We start from the raw sequence: 17,566 nt of genomic DNA on the forward strand, positions 1-17,566 counted from the left end.
GTCTTCCTCCTTATGAGCGGCGTTTCTTCTTCCATTGACCAATGACGACGATGACGATGAGGACGATGACGAGTCCGAGCGCAATCAATTTCCAAATCGCGTCCGTTCCGAACGTTTGACCGAGGAAGGAGTCTTCTTCTGTGAAGACGCCTGTTTTTTCTTCACCCGGCAGGACGAAAAGAGGCGTCAACGTATCTTCGATCATCGTAATGTTCTTCTTGAAGGATTCTTCATCACTCGCTTTTTTCCCGACCCCAAACAGACCAGGATTTCCGAGTGCTTTTAAGGATTCATCAAATGCAGTATACACGTCATCGGATGTTTGTGCATCCTTGCTTTCCTTGACGTAAGGTGCGAGCACATCGTATGTCCCGCGGGCTTTCGCGAGTAAGAGTTTCGCTTGACCGAAGTCCTCGAACTGCTCTTCAGCAAAGTGCAAGCGACGTTCGATGTTTTGACGGAGAGCGACGCGGTACGCTTGTTTGGCAGCCTCTGCATCTTCTTGTTCGAGAGCCGTGTCGATCTTCGCTTTCGCTTCAGGGAAATACAGTTTGAATTCTTTATCATAGGCGGCAAGCGTCTCTTTCGCAAGCGCGTAATCCTTGGCATCGAGTTGTTCTTCAAATTGTTTATACGCTTCCGCAAAAGCTTCCTTTCCTGGGTCTCCGTAACTATAAGCGGAAACCGTGGAAGTGCTCACGAACAGTGAGAGCAGGAGGAGCGGTAGCAAAAGAAGGCGTTTCATCCGAGGTGCTCCTTTCGTTCCATGCGTTCTTCAACGCTAAGCTGTGTGATCGGTCGTCGCCACTCCCGGTAAATCGCTGGGAGGACACGTTGGACATAATTCGGACGGATAAAGGACTTTCCTGCTTCCCGGACCCGATAACGAATCGGGACTTCGTGAAGGCGGAAGCCTTTTCGGACGAGATTGAGGGTCAATACTTGGGCATAGTTATAATCGTGAATGATCTCAGCATGGTGACACGCTGCGCGTGAAAAAGCACGCATCCCACTTTGACCATCATGGATTTTACGTTTCAATAAAAGGCATTGCAACCACGTGAAGACATGATTGCCGATATAGCGATAGAGCCGCATCCCGTCGACGGTACCGAGGAAGCGGGAACCGAATACGTAGTCGGCCTGATCGTGTAAGATCGGTCGGACGATATCCGGAATTTGATCGGCCGGATATTCGTTGTCGGCATCAATCATGACAGCAACATCAGCGCCGAGCTCGTAGGACTGGCGGAGTCCTTCCCGGACTGCAGCGCCGAGTCCTTGATTCTGTTCGAACCGATAGACATGTGCGCCGTGTTGACGCGCGATCGTACTCGTCGCATCCACTGAGCCGTCGTCGATGACGAGGGTCTCGACTGGAATGCCGTCAATCATGTCCGGAATTCGTTTTAAGACGAGCGGGAGCGACACTTCCTCATTGTGGGCTGGTAAAAAGACGATGATCTTCATTTAGACTTCGCCTCCTTGAACGCTTCTGTCAATAGCACACCACGGCTATCGTGCGGGATGTCTGCCCCTAGGATTTTGGTGATCGTCGGTCCGAGTGACAGGATATGACGGTGCGTATCGACTTTTAGACCGGCATGAACGTTCTTACCATACATCCAGAACGGGACGAACCGTTCGCCTTCATCCAAGTGACCGTGTCCACCGATTCCGTCCGCTTGACCGTGATCCGCCATGACGATAAGTGTCGCATCCTCGAGTTTACCAAGGCGATCGAGCTCCTCACAAAACTCGGAAAGGAGCGCATCCGCTTCCTCGATTTTTTCGACATACTCGGAATAGAGAGTGCCTCGACTGTGTCCTGTTTGATCCGTTCCGATCAACTGAATCGCGAGCAGATCCGGATCCTCTTCATGGACGATTTGTTTAGCACGCTCTACGATATTTCGATCCGCAACATCGTTATGCATGACTGCCGTGACGGTCCGTACGTCAGTTGAACCGAACGCATCGACAAGGTGTGCGATACCAAGGATTTTTCCTGACTTATCAACGGCACGGAGGCGATCGAAGACGGTATCCGTTTTAACGCCGGTCGTATTCCAGACCATGTTCGAATGAATACCATGATCTTCTGGGCGAGCACCGGTGAACATCGAACTGAAGCAGACAACGGTCCGGGCAGGGTAAACCGTCTCCATATTCGTATATTCCGTTCCTTCCTGACGCAATCGTTCGAGGAACGGCGTGTTTGCTGCCATGTAGCGATCTTTACGCATCCCGTCGACAATCAGAACATAGACTTTTTCTGAAGTCGGAAGATCGGCATCTGCCGTCATTGTCTCGGGCAACTTCGGTTTCCAGTCGAACAGGTAGTGATGTAAAATCCATGCAAAGACGAATAGACCAATTGGGAACCAGATGAACGTCATGTCGAGTGTCGATGCGTCACTTGCCGTCCACCAGTACATGAGCAACAGAGCAACCTTAGGCAGTTGCTCCTGCGCGTTACCACTTGTCGAATCACTATTCTTCAGAACGAGTTTCCAAAAACGCGTGAAGTTCGTCCAGCGCGTTCCGATCCGGAGATGATAATAGATCGTTCCCCAGAAAAAAATCGTAAAGAAGAAATAGAGACCTGCGCCATAGGCGAACAAAGGTAAGTAATCTGCATTCGTACCCCGAAGGAACAGCCAAACGATGACCGGGATCCAAAGGTAATTTCGTAAAAATAACGGAAAGTCATAACGCCAAAGCAAGATAAATAAAGGAAGCGTCACGATGAAACCAAGACCAGCTTCTGCGAGTGGCATCTGCGTCCATAAGGCGTACGTCAAGAAGACGCCGATCGTAAAAATGGGTGTGAAGGGTTTTCCTTCATTGAGTAAGTTCCAGGCGCGTGCTGCGAATTTTTCAAAGCGAGAAGCACTTTTCATCGTCTTCCTCCTTTCCAATCAGTGTATTTGAGCTGACGAACCAACAACCGAAGCGTAGCCGGATGCCGAATGAGAACGTACAGCGGAATGAGAAAAGCAAAGGCATATTTAAAGAAGTGCGTCATCAAGGCAACGTCGTACGCATGGGCAACACCGGCTTGCCGTAACACTGTACCCATCGCGAGTTCATACGTACCGAGGCCACCCGGCGTGAACTGAATCACACCGGACAGGACACCGGCACTCATCGCAATCAATGTCGTCGGGAAGGACACATCGATACCTGCTCCGTGCAAGAGGAGGAAGACGGCGAGTGCCTCGACTGCCCAAGCGAGCGTTCCGAACAGAACGAGCGATGGGAGATGCGGGACATGTCGGCGTAACACGAGCAATAACGCGGTCGCAAGGAGCGCGACGAGCAAGACGATTGGGTGAAACAACCAACCGATCAGAATGAAGGTACACAGAACGATCAAGTCAATACTTCGTTGTAAGACGAAGATCGCGCTCGTCTGTTTCCATGGAATTCCGACGGCTCTCGCCGTCACGAGTCGGATCATCTCTCCCAGTTTGACCGGTGAGAGATGATTGATCGTCAGTCCGAGATACAGGCTCGACAGGTATACAGCAGTCGGTGCACGTTTGGCATCGGCGCGGCGCCAGGCGACCGCGCGTAAATAAAAGGCGATCGCATACGTCAAGGTCGCAAGGATCGTCCAGGGACTCTTGAATAAAGCTTCAATGTACCGATACGAGACCGGTAACTCCAAGAAAAAACGGAGCAGTAAAAAGATGACAAGCCCGGTAAGCGTCAGATACAGAAACGTTCGAATCAGCGGTTTTGATGCCACGCGATCACCTGCTCCAGTCCAACATCGATCTCGATTGACGGTTGGTAACCGAATGCTTCTTTTGCAGCCGTCGTATCACTCCATGTCATCGTCACGTCCCCACGTCGTGCAGTTTGAGTCTGCACGGGCACATCAAACCGTTGACCGATCCGTTCAGCTAGAGTGCGGACGGAGACCGGCTGATTCGCGCCGAGGTTATACGTCCCGACTGCACGAGCCAGCAACGCCTGTTCCATTCCACGGGTGATGTCATCGATATACGTGAAGTCACGGATCGGATCACCGAAGACGGTGAGTGCCTCTCCGCGTAATGCCTGTTCGATGAATCGAAACAGCGCCATATCAGGACGACCCGAAGGACCATAGACCGTAAAGAAGCGAAACAGCGTCACGTTTACATCATATAAATGAGCATAAGCATGACAAAAGCTTTCGGCACTATACTTGGCTGCCGCATAAGGGCTGGCGACGTGTCCCGTTGCCTGATCTTCTTTCAGCGGACCAGTCTGTTCCCCGTAAACGGAAGAAGAAGACGCGAAAAAGACATGCGGCATGCCATGTCTTTTTGCGGCTTCTAACAAGGTCACCGTCATATCGATGTCCTCACGAATATAGTGATGCGGTTCCTTGAGCGAACGCGAAACACCTGGAAGAGCTGCGAGATGAAAGACGGCGTCGAACGATGTCTCCATCCAGGCGTCGAGATCGTGATGAACGTCACCCGTCGTAACGGTAACCCCGGCACGTCTTAATGCAGCTGCTCGTTCTTCTTTTAACTGAACATCATAGTAGTCCGTGAAAGCATCAAGTACATGGACGGTATGGTGCTGCTGGAGCCGGAGGGCGAGGGCGGCGCCAATGAAGCCGGCACCTCCTGTGATTCCGATATTCATCTTATCCCTCCGTTTCCATTTCCTTCTTAGTTAAGTGGTTCGAGTGCGTCTGTGATCCGTTCGCCTGTCGTTTCGGCCTTGACGTCGCCTTTTTCGACGAGTGCGAACCATTCGTTTGCGTCTTTTGCGACTTGCGCTGCTTTGTCCTTGCCGAGACGATTCTCAAGCGTCGGTTTCATCGCAACGACAAACATGTTCGCTTCCATTGCTTCTGCACGTGCTGTATCGACGTCTTTCTTCTCGATCGCTTCTTGTGCCTCTTCATGATAACCGTCGACTTTTTCAGTCAACGCTTTTGCGAACAATCCTTCGATTTCTTTGTAAGAAACGTCAGCTGGCTTTGTTTTTGAGAAATCATAGCGCTCTTTCAGTGTTTTGACAGCCTCTTCGTCTCCGCCCGCTAATGATTCTTCGATCGCGAGGAGGAAGCCATATCCTTCTGCTTGTTCCATTTGTAATTCTTTTTCGTCCGTGCCGGCTTTGACGCCATCCTCGATTTTTTGTGCATAACCGAGTGCAGCTAAATAGAAGGAACGATAAATCGATTTATCCGTCACTTGTTTCGCAACATTGAAGTCACCGATTTCTTTCGCGTCGATGGCTTCTTGCTGAGCTGCAAGACCTGATGTGATCGCTTGAGCGATGGCGTCTTCGTTTTTGAAGCCGTAGCTCGCGTCCCGTTTTTCAGCTGTCGGAATGAAGACGGTCTTCGCCATCGCTTCAACATCCTTGAGTGCTTCCGTTGCAGCTTCCGGTTTACCAGCTACGAGTGCTTCTTCAGCTTTTGCTTGCGTTGCTTTTTGTAATTTATAGAAATACGATTGTAGACCTTTATCAACGAGTTGACGAGCGATGTTCTCATCGAGATCCTTCGCTTCAACACCTGCTAAAGCAGACTGGATGACTTGTTCGATTTCTGGTGCTGTCGTCTCGACACCACCTTTTAGTTTCGATTCATAACTTGTCTTGACCATCTTCCAATCAATCGCTTGTCCTTCTTTTGCTTTGTCGAGTTCTGTTTTGATTGAGCTGAAGATCGTCAATTCATCTGTCAGTGTCGTTGCAGCGATCCCCGCATCTGCTGATTTTGTTTCTGTCGACTGTTCCGTTTTCTCTTTTTTCGGTGCAGTCGTATCCGTTTCATTCGAACCGCAGGCAGCCAAGATACCGGCTACCATGAAGATAGAAGCTACTTTTAAACGTTTTTTCATAATCGTGATTCCCCCAGAAGAATTAATAAGACGTTTTCCGTCATGTAGTCGTTTTCACAAATCTAACTATAGCGAGAATAATTCTCATTGTCAATTGAACTTTAAAGAAAAAAACGGCTTTGGAGCAGGGCTCCAAAGCCGTTTTAAAATGAGAAATTAGAACTGTTCGTACAGTTTTGTCAAATACGTGTAGACTTCGTCTGATGCTTGGAACATCATGACAGAATGTCCGAAGATGGCAGCTGGGTTAAAGCCGTGATCAAGATCAATCGTTGATGCGATCGTGACATCACGGTCGCTGTCGAGAACGACGCGGAAGTATTTGAACTCTTGGTTGAAGTCATTGATGGCGTTAAGAATCGGGAGATCCTCGACACCGTCTGGTACGTGTGTCACCGTACGAGCGAACAATTCGACATCTGTCGTCGTCTTACTGAAGACGATCATCATCATCGGTTCTGCTCCAGCAGGTGTTTTTTCTTGTGTCATGAAGAAGACGTGTGTCTCATTCTCACGTGCTTCCATTGGAATCCCTTTTTCAACGAGGAAAGCTTGAAAAGCTTCCAAGTGTTGTTGCTGTTGCGGCGCGATTCCTTGCTCGTTTGTTTCGGGTTGACGATCTTGGTGAATCGGTGTCACTTTATTGTTCTCGTTTGATTCGTTCGAGTTACGTTCCTGGTCCATTGCAAAATCCCCCTTTATATACTATAAATTCAGTTTCAAGCATTTCAGAAGGAATTGCAACTAATGTCCGTTAAGATAGGAAGAAAATACAAAAGAGTAGAGATATGTCATGTTTGTGAATCTGAGAGCAACTGACTTGAAAATACATACCTGACAGGGTATATTAAGTGGCAGATAGAAAATCGAGGAGGAATCATCAGATGAAAACGATCATCGTAGGCGGCGTCGCTGGTGGCGCTACGGCTGCAGCACGACTGCGTCGGATTGACGAAACGGCAGAAATCATTTTGCTTGAACGAGGAAAAGAGATTTCGTTCGCGAACTGTGGACTGCCTTACTATATCGGAGATGTCATCAAAGATCGCAATAAATTACTCGTCCAAACGCCAGAAGGCATGCATGCACGGTTTAATTTAGATGTCCGCAATTTGTCGGAAGCGATTCGGATCAACCGTGAAGCGAAGACAGTCACGATCCGCAACGTCGAAACGGGTGAAGAATACGATGAATCGTACGATCATCTGATTCTTTCTCCAGGTGCAAAACCGATCCGTCCGAACATTCCAGGACTCGATGACGCAACGAACGTCTTTACGTTACGGAACATCCCAGATACGGACCGGATGCGGGAATACGTTGATACAAATCGTCCTGATAAAGCACTTGTCATCGGCGGTGGATTCATCGGTCTTGAAATGGCAGAAAATCTTGCAGAACGTGGGGCGCACGTAACCCTCGTTGAGATGGCGGATCAAGTCATGGCTCCGATTGACCCGGAAATGGCAGCGATCGTTCATGAACATCTTCGTGCGAAAGGTGTCGAGTTGATTCTAGAAGATGGCGTTGCTCGTTTTGAAGAGGCAGGTCGCCGTGTCGTCCTGACAAGCGGAAGCGTGATCGAAACAGAGATGAATATTCTATCTATTGGTGTTACACCGGAGAACACGCTCGCAGCAGATGCAGGTTTAACACTTGGAATCAAACAGACGATTCAAGTCGACGACCAACTGCGGACATCCGATCCATCAATCTTTGCGATCGGTGACGCGATTGAAGTCAAAGATTATATCACGAAGGAAGCGACACATGTTCCGCTCGCATGGCCGGCAAACCGTCAAGGACGCCTCGTTGCTGACATCATCGCAGGACGCGACGTTCGATACAGCGGCACGCTCGGAACAGCGGTAGCAAAAGTCTTCGACTTGACAGTCGCTTCGACCGGCAACAACGAAAAACGGTTACGTCAGCTCGGTCTACGTTACGAAGCCGTGCATCTCCACCCGGGATCGCATGCGGGGTACTACCCAGGGGCGAGTCCAATTTCGATGAAGTTATTATTTGATCCGATCGAAGGAACGATCTACGGAGCGCAGGCAATCGGTATGACAGGAGTCGAGAAACGGATCGATGTCCTCGCGACAGCGATCAAAGGTGGATTGACAGTGCTTGATCTACCAGATCTTGAACTATCATATGCACCGCCGTATAGTTCAGCGAAAGATCCGGTCAACATGGCAGGATATATTGCGTCGAACATCGTGCTTGGTGACAGTGCGAACGTTCATTGGCACGAAATTGACGCGATCGTCGCCAATGGCGGCTTATTACTCGATGTCCGTGAACCATCGGAAAACGAGTTAGGCGCCATTCCAGGATCGGTCAATATCTCGTTACCGACGTTACGTGAGAAGTTGACTGATCTGCCGAAGAATCAAACGATCTATGTGACATGCCAAGTCGGATTACGTGGATATGTTGCGAGCCAACTATTGCAACAACACGGTTATGATGTGAAAAACTTAAGCGGCGGCTACAAAACATGGTCGGTCGTCCATCGTGATCAAGAAGCGCGAAGCCAAGTGAAGGAGGAGACAGCTGTGACGGTAACGGAGCGTGAGCCGAAAACGAAGACTACACCGGAACAAGTGACGCTGCTCGATACGTGCGGCTTACAGTGCCCAGGTCCAATCTTAGAGCTGAAAACAAAAATCGATCAGATGACGGACGGCGAGCAAATTTTCGTCAAGGCATCGGATCCAGGATTCTTGCCGGATGTTCAAGCATGGGCGAAAAAACTAGGTCACACGGTCCATTCAGCTGAAATGAATCAGGGAGTCGTCGAGGTCTTGCTTGAAAAAGGGCAAGGGGAGACACCTGCTGCAGCACCGGTTCAAGTCAATCCGGCAGATGATGCGACGATGGTCGTCTTCAGTGGTGATCTTGATAAAGCACTTGCCTCTTTCGTCATTGCGCAAGGTGCACAAGCGATGGGGAAACAAGTGACGATGTTCTTTACGTTCTGGGGCTTGAACATCATTCGAAAACCAGACGCACCGGCAGTCGAGAAAGCCGGCATTGAACGGATGATGGGCATGATGATGCCGAAACATGCCGGGGAGCTGCCACTCTCGAACATGAACATGGCAGGAGCCGGTCAAAAAATGATGAAAAAAGTCATGAAGGACAAACAAGTCGATGCGCTTGAAACGATGATGGCAAAAGCGCAAGCAGCCGGTGTCCGTATGATCGCCTGCACGATGTCGATGGATATCATGGGCATCAAGAAAGAGGAATTACTGGATGATATCGATTATGGTGGTGTCGCGAGTTATCTTGGTGCAACGGACGGTGCCAATCTGAATCTGTTCATCTAATCTAAAAACTGTTTATGTGAACGTGTCAAACCTGACATCTGATGTGAGGTTTGACACTTTTTTTGCGTCCTAAGGTATAGATGAGTTTGATTTTTCAAAAAAAATTGCGTATGATAAATCACATGTGAAAAAAACTTACATACAAATAGAGAGAAAAGATGGATGGAAGTGAGGAGATTTGATGGAAAAAGAAGTGATGAAACTAGTAAATCGAGCAAATGATTACTTATGGACGAATGTATTGATCACGTTACTCGTCGTGTTAGGCATTTATTTTACATTTCGGATGCGATTCGTTCAATTCCGGATGATTCCGGAGATGATTCGCTTATTGTTCCAAGGGACAGATGATGGAAAAGACGGTGTCTCCCCGTTTCAAGCATTCGCGATCAGTACGGCAGCACGTGTCGGTACCGGAAACATCGCGGGTGTAGCGGCTGCAATCGCACTCGGCGGTCCGGGAGCAGTCTTCTGGATGTGGTTAATTGCCTTGATTGGATCGGCGTCAGCATTCGTCGAAAGTACGCTTGCTCAGATTTACAAGGTACGTGACGGAAAAGAATGGCGTGGTGGTCCAGCCTATTACATGGAAAAAGCTCTTGGACAACGTTGGTTAGGAATCGTCTTTAGTGTTCTGATCACGATCTCATTTGGTTTTGTCTTCAACTCTGTCCAATCGAATACGATCTCGCTTTCTCTACAAAGTCAATATGGCGTGGATAAGATATGGATTACGGTCGGATTAGTCGTCTTGACGGCACTGATCATTTTTGGCGGTGTCCGCAGTATTGCGACAGTCGCTTCATTCATGGTTCCGATCATGGCAGGTGGTTATATCTTAATCGCCCTCTATATCATGGTGACGAATCTTGAAGTATTACCAAGTGTCTTTAAATTGATTTTCCAAGAAGGATTATTCGAGTTTAAGACATTAGCAGGGGGAGCAATCGGGGCGGCCGTTCTGAATGGTATTCGTCGCGGTTTGTTCTCGAACGAAGCCGGTATGGGTTCGGCACCTAACGCAGCAGCAACAGCGGAAGTCTCTCACCCGGTCAAACAAGGCTTGATTCAATCATTCGCGGTCTTCGTAGATACATTGATGGTCTGCTCGGCGACAGCGATGATCGTTCTCGTCAGTGGAGTTCCGACAAAAGATGCGAATGGAGATGCCTTAGCTGGTATTGATTTAGCACAGGGCGCACTTGCATCACAAGTTGGATCATTTGCGACAGGATTCATGGCACTCGCCATCTTCCTATTTGCGTTTAGTTCCGTCGTCGGAAACTACTACTACGGTGAATCGAACATCAACTTCATCCGTGAAAATAAACAAGTCATGATGGCATACCGCGTACTCGTCCTCGTCATGATCGTCTTCGGTTCACTTGTCGAGTCGGCTAGTCTCGTGTGGGCGTTAGCGGACATCTTCATGGGATTAATGGCGATTGTCAATCTGTATGCGATTTTCCGTCTTGCAAAGATAGCGAAGCTGGCTCTCGATGATTACATGACACAACGAAAAGCAGGGAAAGAGCCACGGTTTTATGCGGACTCGATTCCGAACTTGCCAGGGAAAGATACGCTTGAAGCATGGCAAGAATCAGAAAAAGACGAAAAAGCGATCTAAGGAAAGGGAGTCAGAGAAATCTGGCTCTTTTTTTGTATAGAACGAATTTAAAAAGGGAATACAGAGTACAGAAGGGAGGGGGAGAATGGAAAACGTACATTTCGTCCGCGTCACGGATGCGGTCTGGGAGTCGTTCGGAAACGATCCCCACATCATCATGGACTGGATATTATTCATTCATGAGACGCAACCCGATCATGAACAATTATTCGCTCTCGAACAGACGAATGCCATCTATCATTTGATGAATCAAATCGATATCTATATTGATCAAGACACGCATTACAACCTGGGACGAGCGATCGTTGGCGAAGAGTTGATCGTTAATGAGGAGAAAGCGGCGATTGTAGGCATTCTTCCCTTGCCACTCCTCATCATCTCGGCTGAGGTGATGCGGAATTTCGATCAACGGGCACTCGCTTCGATTCATGATGAAGCCGGAACACCGGGCGAATTCGAGGATGTCTGGGAACAGTTCGCCGATTTACGCGCCTATTTTCAAAAGGCAGAAGAAGCGGAAGATACGATTTTAATTTATTATGTCTGATCAGCTAAAATCATAAAAAAGAGACCCGCTTCCAAGTCGTAGACTGGAAACGGGTCTCTCGTCGTTCAGATGAATCAAGACAACTTCATATGGAAGACGTTCTCTTTTACGTGAATCGTCAGATTAAAAATCGATTTCGTCCGGATCCGGTCCGAGGCGGACATCCGTTGCGATACGGTCAATTTTCTCAAGATCATCGGCATCGAGTTGGAAATCAAAGACGTCGAAGTTTTCCGCAATGCGTTCTGGTGTAACGGATTTTGGAAGAGCGACGATGCCGTTGTCGAGATGCCAACGTAAGACGACTTGTGAAGGTGTCTTGCCGTGCTTCTCTGCGATTTCCTTGAAATCGTTAATTTCGAGGAATTTTCCTTGCATGAGTGGGCTCCATGCTTCGACTTGGATGTTGTGATCTTGCAAGTATTCATGCAGTTCATGTTGTGGTAATTGTGGATGCAACTCGACTTGGTTGATCATTGGTGCCATCAAGCCCTCTTCTGCCAATGTATCGAGGTGATGTTCTTTGAAGTTCGAGACACCGATCGCTTTGATCTTGCCTGCTTCATACAGTTCAACCATTGCTTTCCACGCTTCGATATAGCCTTCGACCGGCCAGTGGATGAGATAAAGGTCAAGATAATCTGTTTCGAGACGTTCGAGCGATTCTGCGAATGCTTCCTTCGTCCGACCGGCACGAATATCATCGTTCCAGACTTTTGACGTTAAGAAGAGATCCTCACGTTTCACGCCGCTTTCCTTGATTCCTTTTGCGACACCGCGCTCGTTTTTGTAGACAGCAGCCGTATCGATATGACGATAACCGACACGTAATGCTTCAGCGACAGCAGCAGGTGCTTCTGTCTCTTCATCTACTTGCCAGACACCAAATCCGATTTGGGGAATCGTAATACCGTTTGAAAGTTTTGCGTATTGCATGTGTTACTCCTCCTCATAAAACGTAGTTTAGATTTGCTCGTTTAGTTTAGCATGAACGAACGAAGACGTCCGTTTCCATGCTCATGGAAGAATGAAATAAGGTAAAATAGAAAAGAATCATGAGATTTAATCGTGTGTTAAAAGAGGGGGAGAAAAGATGGCTCAAAAGAATAAAAAGCTATCCAAATGTACTTGGCTTAGCATTGGCGCCTTGTTAGTAACGCAGGCAGTGGGTCTGTTTCTTAGTGCGCGAAAGTCAGGACGTAATCCATGGGTTTGGGGAGGTGCTGGACTCGTTCAATTCCCGCTTCCGGCAATCGCTTACTTAATCTTAGAACGACAAGCGAAGCAGAAAAAATAATAAAACAGGTTCAATCGTCGACGCGATTGGACCTGTTTTATGGTTACGAAGAAATTCTTTCTTGCTTCGTCGCTGTCTTCTTCATACGTGGCAATCCAAAGAAGATGGCAATCGATCCACAGACGAAGAGCAGGAACGGATAGAACAGATACGGAATCAGTTCCGGTGAAGCCGTTTTCGTCAATTCTGCTGCAATCAAGAGTTGCGCGCCATACGGAATGATGCCTTGGATACCACAAGAGAAGATATCGAGAATACTCGCTGATTTCTTACGATCAATCTCGTACGTATCAGCGATTTCAGCCGCCAGTGGTCCAGCGACGAGAATCGAGATCGTATTGTTCGCCGTTGCGAGATTCGTCGCACTGACGAGTGCTGCCATACTGAATTCGGCACCGCGACGCTGAGAAATCTTGCGCGTCAACGTCTCTTTCAAGTAGACGATTCCACCGTTGAACGTGATCAAGCTGACGAGACCACCCATGAGGAGTGTCAAGATGGAAATCTCCGCCATGCCCATCATTCCTTTTGACATCGAGAGGACGAAACCGCTTAAGCCGAAGCTACCGTCAATCATACCGATGATACCAGTGAGCAATGTACCACCGACGAGGACAAGGATGACGTTGACACCAAATAGCGCAAGGACGATGACAGCGAGATATGGAATCAGCTTGTAGAACTCGAATGCTTTGGCCGTTACCGCATCGCCAGAGCCAGAAACGAACGCAAGTAAGATGATTGTCAAGATAGCAGCTGGGAGAACGATCATGAAGTTCGTCCGGAACTTATCGCGCATGTTCGTTTTTTGGGTACGGACGGCAGCGATCGTTGTATCCGAGATGAACGACAGGTTATCGCCGAACATCGAACCACCAACGACTGACGCTGCTGCGATCGCAACGTTGATGCCTGTCGCTTCATGAATACCGAAGGCGATCGGCGCGAGTGCAGCAATCGTTCCAGTCGATGTTCCCATTGCCATCGAGATGAAGGCAGCGATGATGAACAGACCACTCATCAGTAATGACGGAGGTAGGAACGTCAAAGCAGCATTGACGGTTGCATCGATGGCACCGATTGCTTCTGCCGTTCCAGAAAACGTACCGGCTAATAAGAAGATGAAGACCATGATCATGATATCGGGATTTCCGGCACCCGTTGCGATTCGTTCGACCGTTTGATTGATGGATCCTTTCGTTGTGATTGCAGCAAAGATCAAAGCGATCAATGCGGCGATAAGGATCGGAAATTTGTAAAAGTCGTCATAGAAGATTCCGGCTCCGATGAAGAGGACCAGGAATACGACGAGGGGAAGCAGTGCCCATTTGTTAGGCGTGATCGTTTCATTCATTGTTGACACCTCGTTTCTCAAAGATACAAAAAAGACCCCTTCGCAAGAAAGAAGGAGGTCTTTATGAAATAAAGACGCTCTTCTTATCTCTCAAGCTTTCGCTTGCTGGATTTGGCACAGTACGAATCAAATCGTCCGCTGCCGAAACATCATTGGGCCAGTCCCTCCGTTTCTCGCGATAAAAAGAAGTCATTCAATTGTTGTAAAACACGTTTCTTACCGTACCGCATTGAGTAACGCGTGTCAACTGTACTTTACTGAAGTGCTTGTTTTAACGTCTGGACGTTTTCTTCCATCAATTTAAAATAAGAGCTGTTTTGCTGTGCTTTCGTGACGGACTCTAGATTATGAATCGTCACGGATTCAGCTCCGATTTCTTTTTGGATGACACGTGCGACCTTCGGTGAGACCGTCTCTTCGAACGCGACGTATTTCAAATCATGCATCCGTGCTTCTTTCACTAAAGCAGCCAGTTGCTTTTGTGACGGTTCATCGGAAGGAGAAATTCCCGCGATCGGCAGTTGCGTGAAACCATATCGTTCTGCGAGGTAACCGTAAGCGGCATGCGTAACGAGAAGTTCTTTTTTCGATCCATCAGCGACGGCTTGTTTGAATTCTTTATCTAGTGCGTCAGCTTGCTGATCGAACGCTTTTAAGTTTTTCTCGAATGTCGCTTTGTCTTTTGGTACTTCTTTTGATAGAGCGACTGTGATGGAACGTGCCATTGCTTTTGCATTGGTAGGATCGAGCCAGACGTGTGGATCGTATTTTCCGTGGTCATGGCCTTCTTCTTCATGCGCAGGTTCATCCGTTGCGTGATCATCGTGCCCTTCTTCTTCGTGGGCATGTTCGTCTTCACTATGCCCCTCTTCTTCATGTGCATGGAGTGTAGCATCAGATTCCAGTAAGTTGACGTCCTTACTCGTCTCGACGAAGCGGACGTCCGTGCCGTTTAGACTCTCCTGAATTTTTTTCGAATATGGCTCGAGCGTCGTGCCCGTTAAGAGGAACAAGTCACCCTTAGCAATTTCAGTGAGTTGTTTTGACGTCGGCTCGTAAGAGTGAGGATCTGCTCCAGGTGGGACGATCATCTTGACGTCGACTTGATCACCACCGATTTCGCGGGCAATAGCAGCTGTTGCGAACGTCGATGCATAGACTTCTGTCTGGGTTTTATCTGAAGTCGATGAATCGGTATTCGAACCGCAAGCGGCGAGGACACTTGCACTCGCGAAGGCGATTGTTAAAGCAGGAATAATTTTTTTCATTATATGATACCTCCATTATTAAAACGTAACAATTCCGATTTGGACTTTCTCACTATAGCGGAACGCTGGTGAAGCGTCAAGTAGGAATACCGAGACGTTCGACATCTTTTAAAACGGGGTAGAAGGATAATAAAGTGAAGAAACTAGCACGTCTTTTTGGAGGTGATCAAGTGAAACGTGAAACTGCATGGCTAATGGGGGGAGCTGCATTATTGACGACGGCAGCAGCGGGAGCGAGTATCTGGAACAATTATGGTGCACTACTTCGATGGACCGAACCCGCCTTGCCACTCACAGAAAAACAACTTGCACCGCGGACGCTCACCTACAAACAGGTGGGAGACCGCATCTTACAACTCGATCTCTATTATCCACCAGGAGAAGGACCGTTTCCAGTTGCCATCTATGCACACGGTGGTGCATTCGTTCGTGGAGAGCGCGATGACATGTTCTGCTTTAGTCCAATCGTTGATCGACTACTTGAACTCGGAGTTGCCGTCTGTAGTATTGAGTATCGTTTGTTCGAAGAGGGCAGTTATTTTCCGGATAACCTCGAAGATGTACGGGATGCGTTATGTTTTTTGAATAAGGAAGTAGAGGGTCTTCGCATTCTAAGAGGACGGATGATGGTATGGGGAGATTCAGCCGGAGCCGCACTCATGCTGACGACGGCACTTGCCCCATCTGCTTTCGTTGGTGAGCGCGATGAGCGGCACATGCCATTGATCAGTGGTGTGATCGCTTTATATCCACCGACGAACTTTTTGCTGTTTAATTTCATTCAGACTTGGATTGCCCATATTAAGTTCTACAAGGGGGGACGAGAAGAATGGCGCAAGCTGATGACGCACGTCTCACCCGTCACACATTTATCGTCGGATGCTCCGCCAATCATGCTCTTGCACGGTAAAAAAGATCCGATTGTTCCGTTTTCTCAAGCCTTGCATTTCGTTGAGAAGGGAGCGGATGTCGGAGCCGATGTTCGTTTGTTTTCCTTTCCGAATGGTACGCACTCACTTGCTAGTTTCGCTCAGACGGAAAATCCGTTAAAGATCGAACGATTGCTTGAACGAATTGAACATTTCACCTGTCAGGTACTACTGTTGCCACCTCGACAACTTCCGAATGGAAAACATGATACAATCAGTCATATTTCTTAAATGAGGGAGACAGAGACATGACTGAAATTTGTTTAGTGCGGCATGGTCAGACGGATTGGAACTTAAACGAACGGATTCAAGGAAGAGAAGATATCCCGTTGAATGCAACAGGAAGAAGACAAGCGGAACTCAGCGCCGCTTATCTATCGAATGAAAAGTGGGATGTCTTATTAGCAAGTCCCTTGTCGCGTGCCGTTGAGACGGCGGAAATCATCGGTCGTGCTGTTGGCTTAACGATTACAGCGACAGACGAGCGACTTGTCGAACGCGAATTCGGAGCCGCTTCCGGTGAACCAGTCGCAGCGATTTACGAGGCTGTTCAAGCGAACGATACGACACTTGTGCCGGGTCTTGAAACGGAACAAGCCATCCAGGATCGCGTGTTCGATGCGCTACAGGAAGCGACACGCATGTATGAAGGGAAACGAATTCTAATCGTCTGTCACTCGCATACGATCAAGGCAGCCTTATCATCGATTGATGCGACGTTCAGTTACCGGACACCTTTGAAAAACGCGTGTGCGAATTATATCCATCATACAGATCACTATACGATTGATCGAATCAACGTAGCGGACCACATCACGGATGAGGTCGAAAAACCTTAAGAAACGGGTGCGTTCGGATGCTCTGTCAAATATTGCTTGAATGTTTCTTTAGCGATGCTTGTGATATGGGCGCCACGTTTCGAACGACGATCCTTATATTCTTGAACGAGTTCTTCGCCAGCGAATCCATCTTCGACGACTTCGCGTAAGATCGATTCAGATAAATCATTCTTCATCATGACCATCTTACCCGTGAAGACATACGAGACGTTTTCGCTTAAGACAGTCCGTTCAAGGGGCGTGACGATCATCGCGGCAGGGTCATTATCAGGTCGTGAGATCGTGATTTCAATCAAAGCACGTAAATGTTTTGTGAACAATTCATCGACGATCGGCTGATCCGTTGGAGGAACGACGATTTCTGCAACCCACTGTGCCGTCTGTTCGGTACTGACCGTCAATCCGTCCTGAATGGCGACGGGAATCGTCGTATCACGTCCTGACTCGTCCATTAAAATGCGTAAAGTGCATAACTTAAAGGTTTTCATGAAAAAAATGCCCTCCCTTGA

At 48.2% G+C, this 17,566-nt stretch carries 17 protein-coding genes and 1 riboswitch; of the genes, 6 read left to right on the top strand and 11 right to left on the bottom strand.

Translation table 11 applies throughout. The features are described 5' to 3' along the window. Positions 1 to 10: 10 nt before the first annotated feature. The 7 genes from KNQ14_RS12335 to KNQ14_RS12365 form a co-directional block, all read right to left on the bottom strand. Entirely contained in the window at positions 11 to 745 is a 735-nt protein-coding gene (locus tag KNQ14_RS12335) for a hypothetical protein (RefSeq protein ID WP_235515952.1), read from the bottom strand. Next, positions 742 to 1,470 (bottom strand): glycosyltransferase family 2 protein, encoded by a 729-nt coding sequence (locus KNQ14_RS12340; protein ID WP_214861190.1) that lies wholly within the window; start codon positions 1,468 to 1,470, stop codon positions 742 to 744. Before KNQ14_RS12340 ends, KNQ14_RS12335 begins: the two co-directional genes overlap by 4 nt. Continuing rightward, positions 1,467 to 2,903 (bottom strand): alkaline phosphatase family protein, encoded by a 1,437-nt coding sequence (locus tag KNQ14_RS12345; protein WP_214861191.1) that lies wholly within the window; start codon positions 2,901 to 2,903, stop codon positions 1,467 to 1,469. The genes KNQ14_RS12340 and KNQ14_RS12345 overlap by 4 nt, the downstream gene beginning before the upstream one ends. Next, positions 2,900 to 3,754 (bottom strand): lysylphosphatidylglycerol synthase transmembrane domain-containing protein, encoded by an 855-nt coding sequence (locus tag KNQ14_RS12350; RefSeq protein WP_214861192.1) that lies wholly within the window; start codon positions 3,752 to 3,754, stop codon positions 2,900 to 2,902. Before KNQ14_RS12350 ends, KNQ14_RS12345 begins: the two co-directional genes overlap by 4 nt. Next, positions 3,736 to 4,647 (bottom strand): NAD-dependent epimerase/dehydratase family protein, encoded by a 912-nt coding sequence (locus tag KNQ14_RS12355; RefSeq protein ID WP_214861193.1) that lies wholly within the window; start codon positions 4,645 to 4,647, stop codon positions 3,736 to 3,738. The genes KNQ14_RS12350 and KNQ14_RS12355 overlap by 19 nt, the downstream gene beginning before the upstream one ends. Before the next feature lie 26 nt (positions 4,648 to 4,673). After that, positions 4,674 to 5,858: a hypothetical protein gene (locus KNQ14_RS12360; protein ID WP_050678469.1), complete on the bottom strand. Its 1,185-nt coding sequence runs from the start codon at positions 5,856 to 5,858 to the stop codon at positions 4,674 to 4,676. Between the two features lie 156 nt (positions 5,859 to 6,014). Then, complete coding sequence (locus tag KNQ14_RS12365; RefSeq protein WP_023469644.1) at positions 6,015 to 6,542, bottom strand: type III secretion system chaperone family protein; 528 nt, start codon at positions 6,540 to 6,542, stop codon at positions 6,015 to 6,017. Positions 6,543 to 6,742: 200 nt separating this feature from the next. Here KNQ14_RS12365 and KNQ14_RS12370 point away from each other — a divergent pair, with 200 nt between their 5' ends. The 3 genes from KNQ14_RS12370 (at position 6,743) to KNQ14_RS12380 (ending at position 11,370) form a co-directional block, all read left to right on the top strand. Continuing rightward, entirely contained in the window at positions 6,743 to 9,196 is a 2,454-nt protein-coding gene (locus KNQ14_RS12370; RefSeq protein ID WP_214861194.1) for a CoA-disulfide reductase, read from the top strand. Between the two features lie 181 nt (positions 9,197 to 9,377). Further along, the gene (locus KNQ14_RS12375; RefSeq protein WP_214861195.1) at positions 9,378 to 10,823 is read left to right on the top strand and encodes an alanine/glycine:cation symporter family protein; all 1,446 of its coding nucleotides are present in this window, start codon (positions 9,378 to 9,380) and stop codon (positions 10,821 to 10,823) included. An 85-nt stretch (positions 10,824 to 10,908) separates the two neighbouring features. Then, entirely contained in the window at positions 10,909 to 11,370 is a 462-nt protein-coding gene (locus KNQ14_RS12380; protein ID WP_023469641.1) for a hypothetical protein, read from the top strand. A gap of 123 nt (positions 11,371 to 11,493) precedes the next feature. Here the strand turns inward: KNQ14_RS12380 and KNQ14_RS12385 are convergent, their stop codons facing one another. Continuing rightward, a complete protein-coding gene (locus KNQ14_RS12385; protein WP_047390745.1) occupies positions 11,494 to 12,306 on the bottom strand; it encodes an aldo/keto reductase in 813 nt (270 codons plus the stop codon). A 157-nt stretch (positions 12,307 to 12,463) separates the two neighbouring features. On the opposite strand from KNQ14_RS12385, the gene KNQ14_RS12390 reads away from it, so the two are divergent. Further along, positions 12,464 to 12,667: a hypothetical protein gene (locus tag KNQ14_RS12390; RefSeq protein WP_023469639.1), complete on the top strand. Its 204-nt coding sequence runs from the start codon at positions 12,464 to 12,466 to the stop codon at positions 12,665 to 12,667. Between the two features lie 43 nt (positions 12,668 to 12,710). Here the strand turns inward: KNQ14_RS12390 and KNQ14_RS12395 are convergent, their stop codons facing one another. Beyond that, the gene (locus KNQ14_RS12395; RefSeq protein WP_023469638.1) at positions 12,711 to 14,021 is read right to left on the bottom strand and encodes a Na+/H+ antiporter NhaC family protein; all 1,311 of its coding nucleotides are present in this window, start codon (positions 14,019 to 14,021) and stop codon (positions 12,711 to 12,713) included. A gap of 80 nt (positions 14,022 to 14,101) precedes the next feature. Further along, positions 14,102 to 14,206: riboswitch (SAM riboswitch) on the bottom strand. 69 nt (positions 14,207 to 14,275) lie between these two features. Further along, entirely contained in the window at positions 14,276 to 15,289 is a 1,014-nt protein-coding gene (locus KNQ14_RS12400) for a metal ABC transporter solute-binding protein, Zn/Mn family (RefSeq protein WP_214748644.1), read from the bottom strand. A gap of 170 nt (positions 15,290 to 15,459) precedes the next feature. Here KNQ14_RS12400 and KNQ14_RS12405 point away from each other — a divergent pair, with 170 nt between their 5' ends. Together KNQ14_RS12405 and KNQ14_RS12410 are read left to right on the top strand one after the other, a co-directional pair. Next, positions 15,460 to 16,449, top strand: coding sequence for an alpha/beta hydrolase (locus KNQ14_RS12405; RefSeq protein WP_214861196.1), 990 nt, complete (start codon positions 15,460 to 15,462; stop codon positions 16,447 to 16,449). 17 nt (positions 16,450 to 16,466) lie between these two features. After that, positions 16,467 to 17,057 carry a histidine phosphatase family protein gene (locus KNQ14_RS12410; RefSeq protein WP_133208387.1) on the top strand — a complete coding sequence of 197 codons (591 nt, stop codon included), beginning with the start codon at positions 16,467 to 16,469 and terminating at the stop codon, positions 17,055 to 17,057. Here the strand turns inward: KNQ14_RS12410 and KNQ14_RS12415 are convergent. Continuing rightward, a complete protein-coding gene (locus KNQ14_RS12415; RefSeq protein ID WP_050678476.1) occupies positions 17,054 to 17,545 on the bottom strand; it encodes a YwpF family protein in 492 nt (163 codons plus the stop codon). The genes KNQ14_RS12410 and KNQ14_RS12415 overlap by 4 nt on opposite strands. Between the last annotated feature and the right edge of the window lie 21 nt (positions 17,546 to 17,566).

This window comes from Exiguobacterium sp. s161 (assembly GCF_018619045.1).
GTDB lineage: Bacteria > Bacillota > Bacilli > Exiguobacteriales > Exiguobacteriaceae > Exiguobacterium_A > Exiguobacterium_A indicum.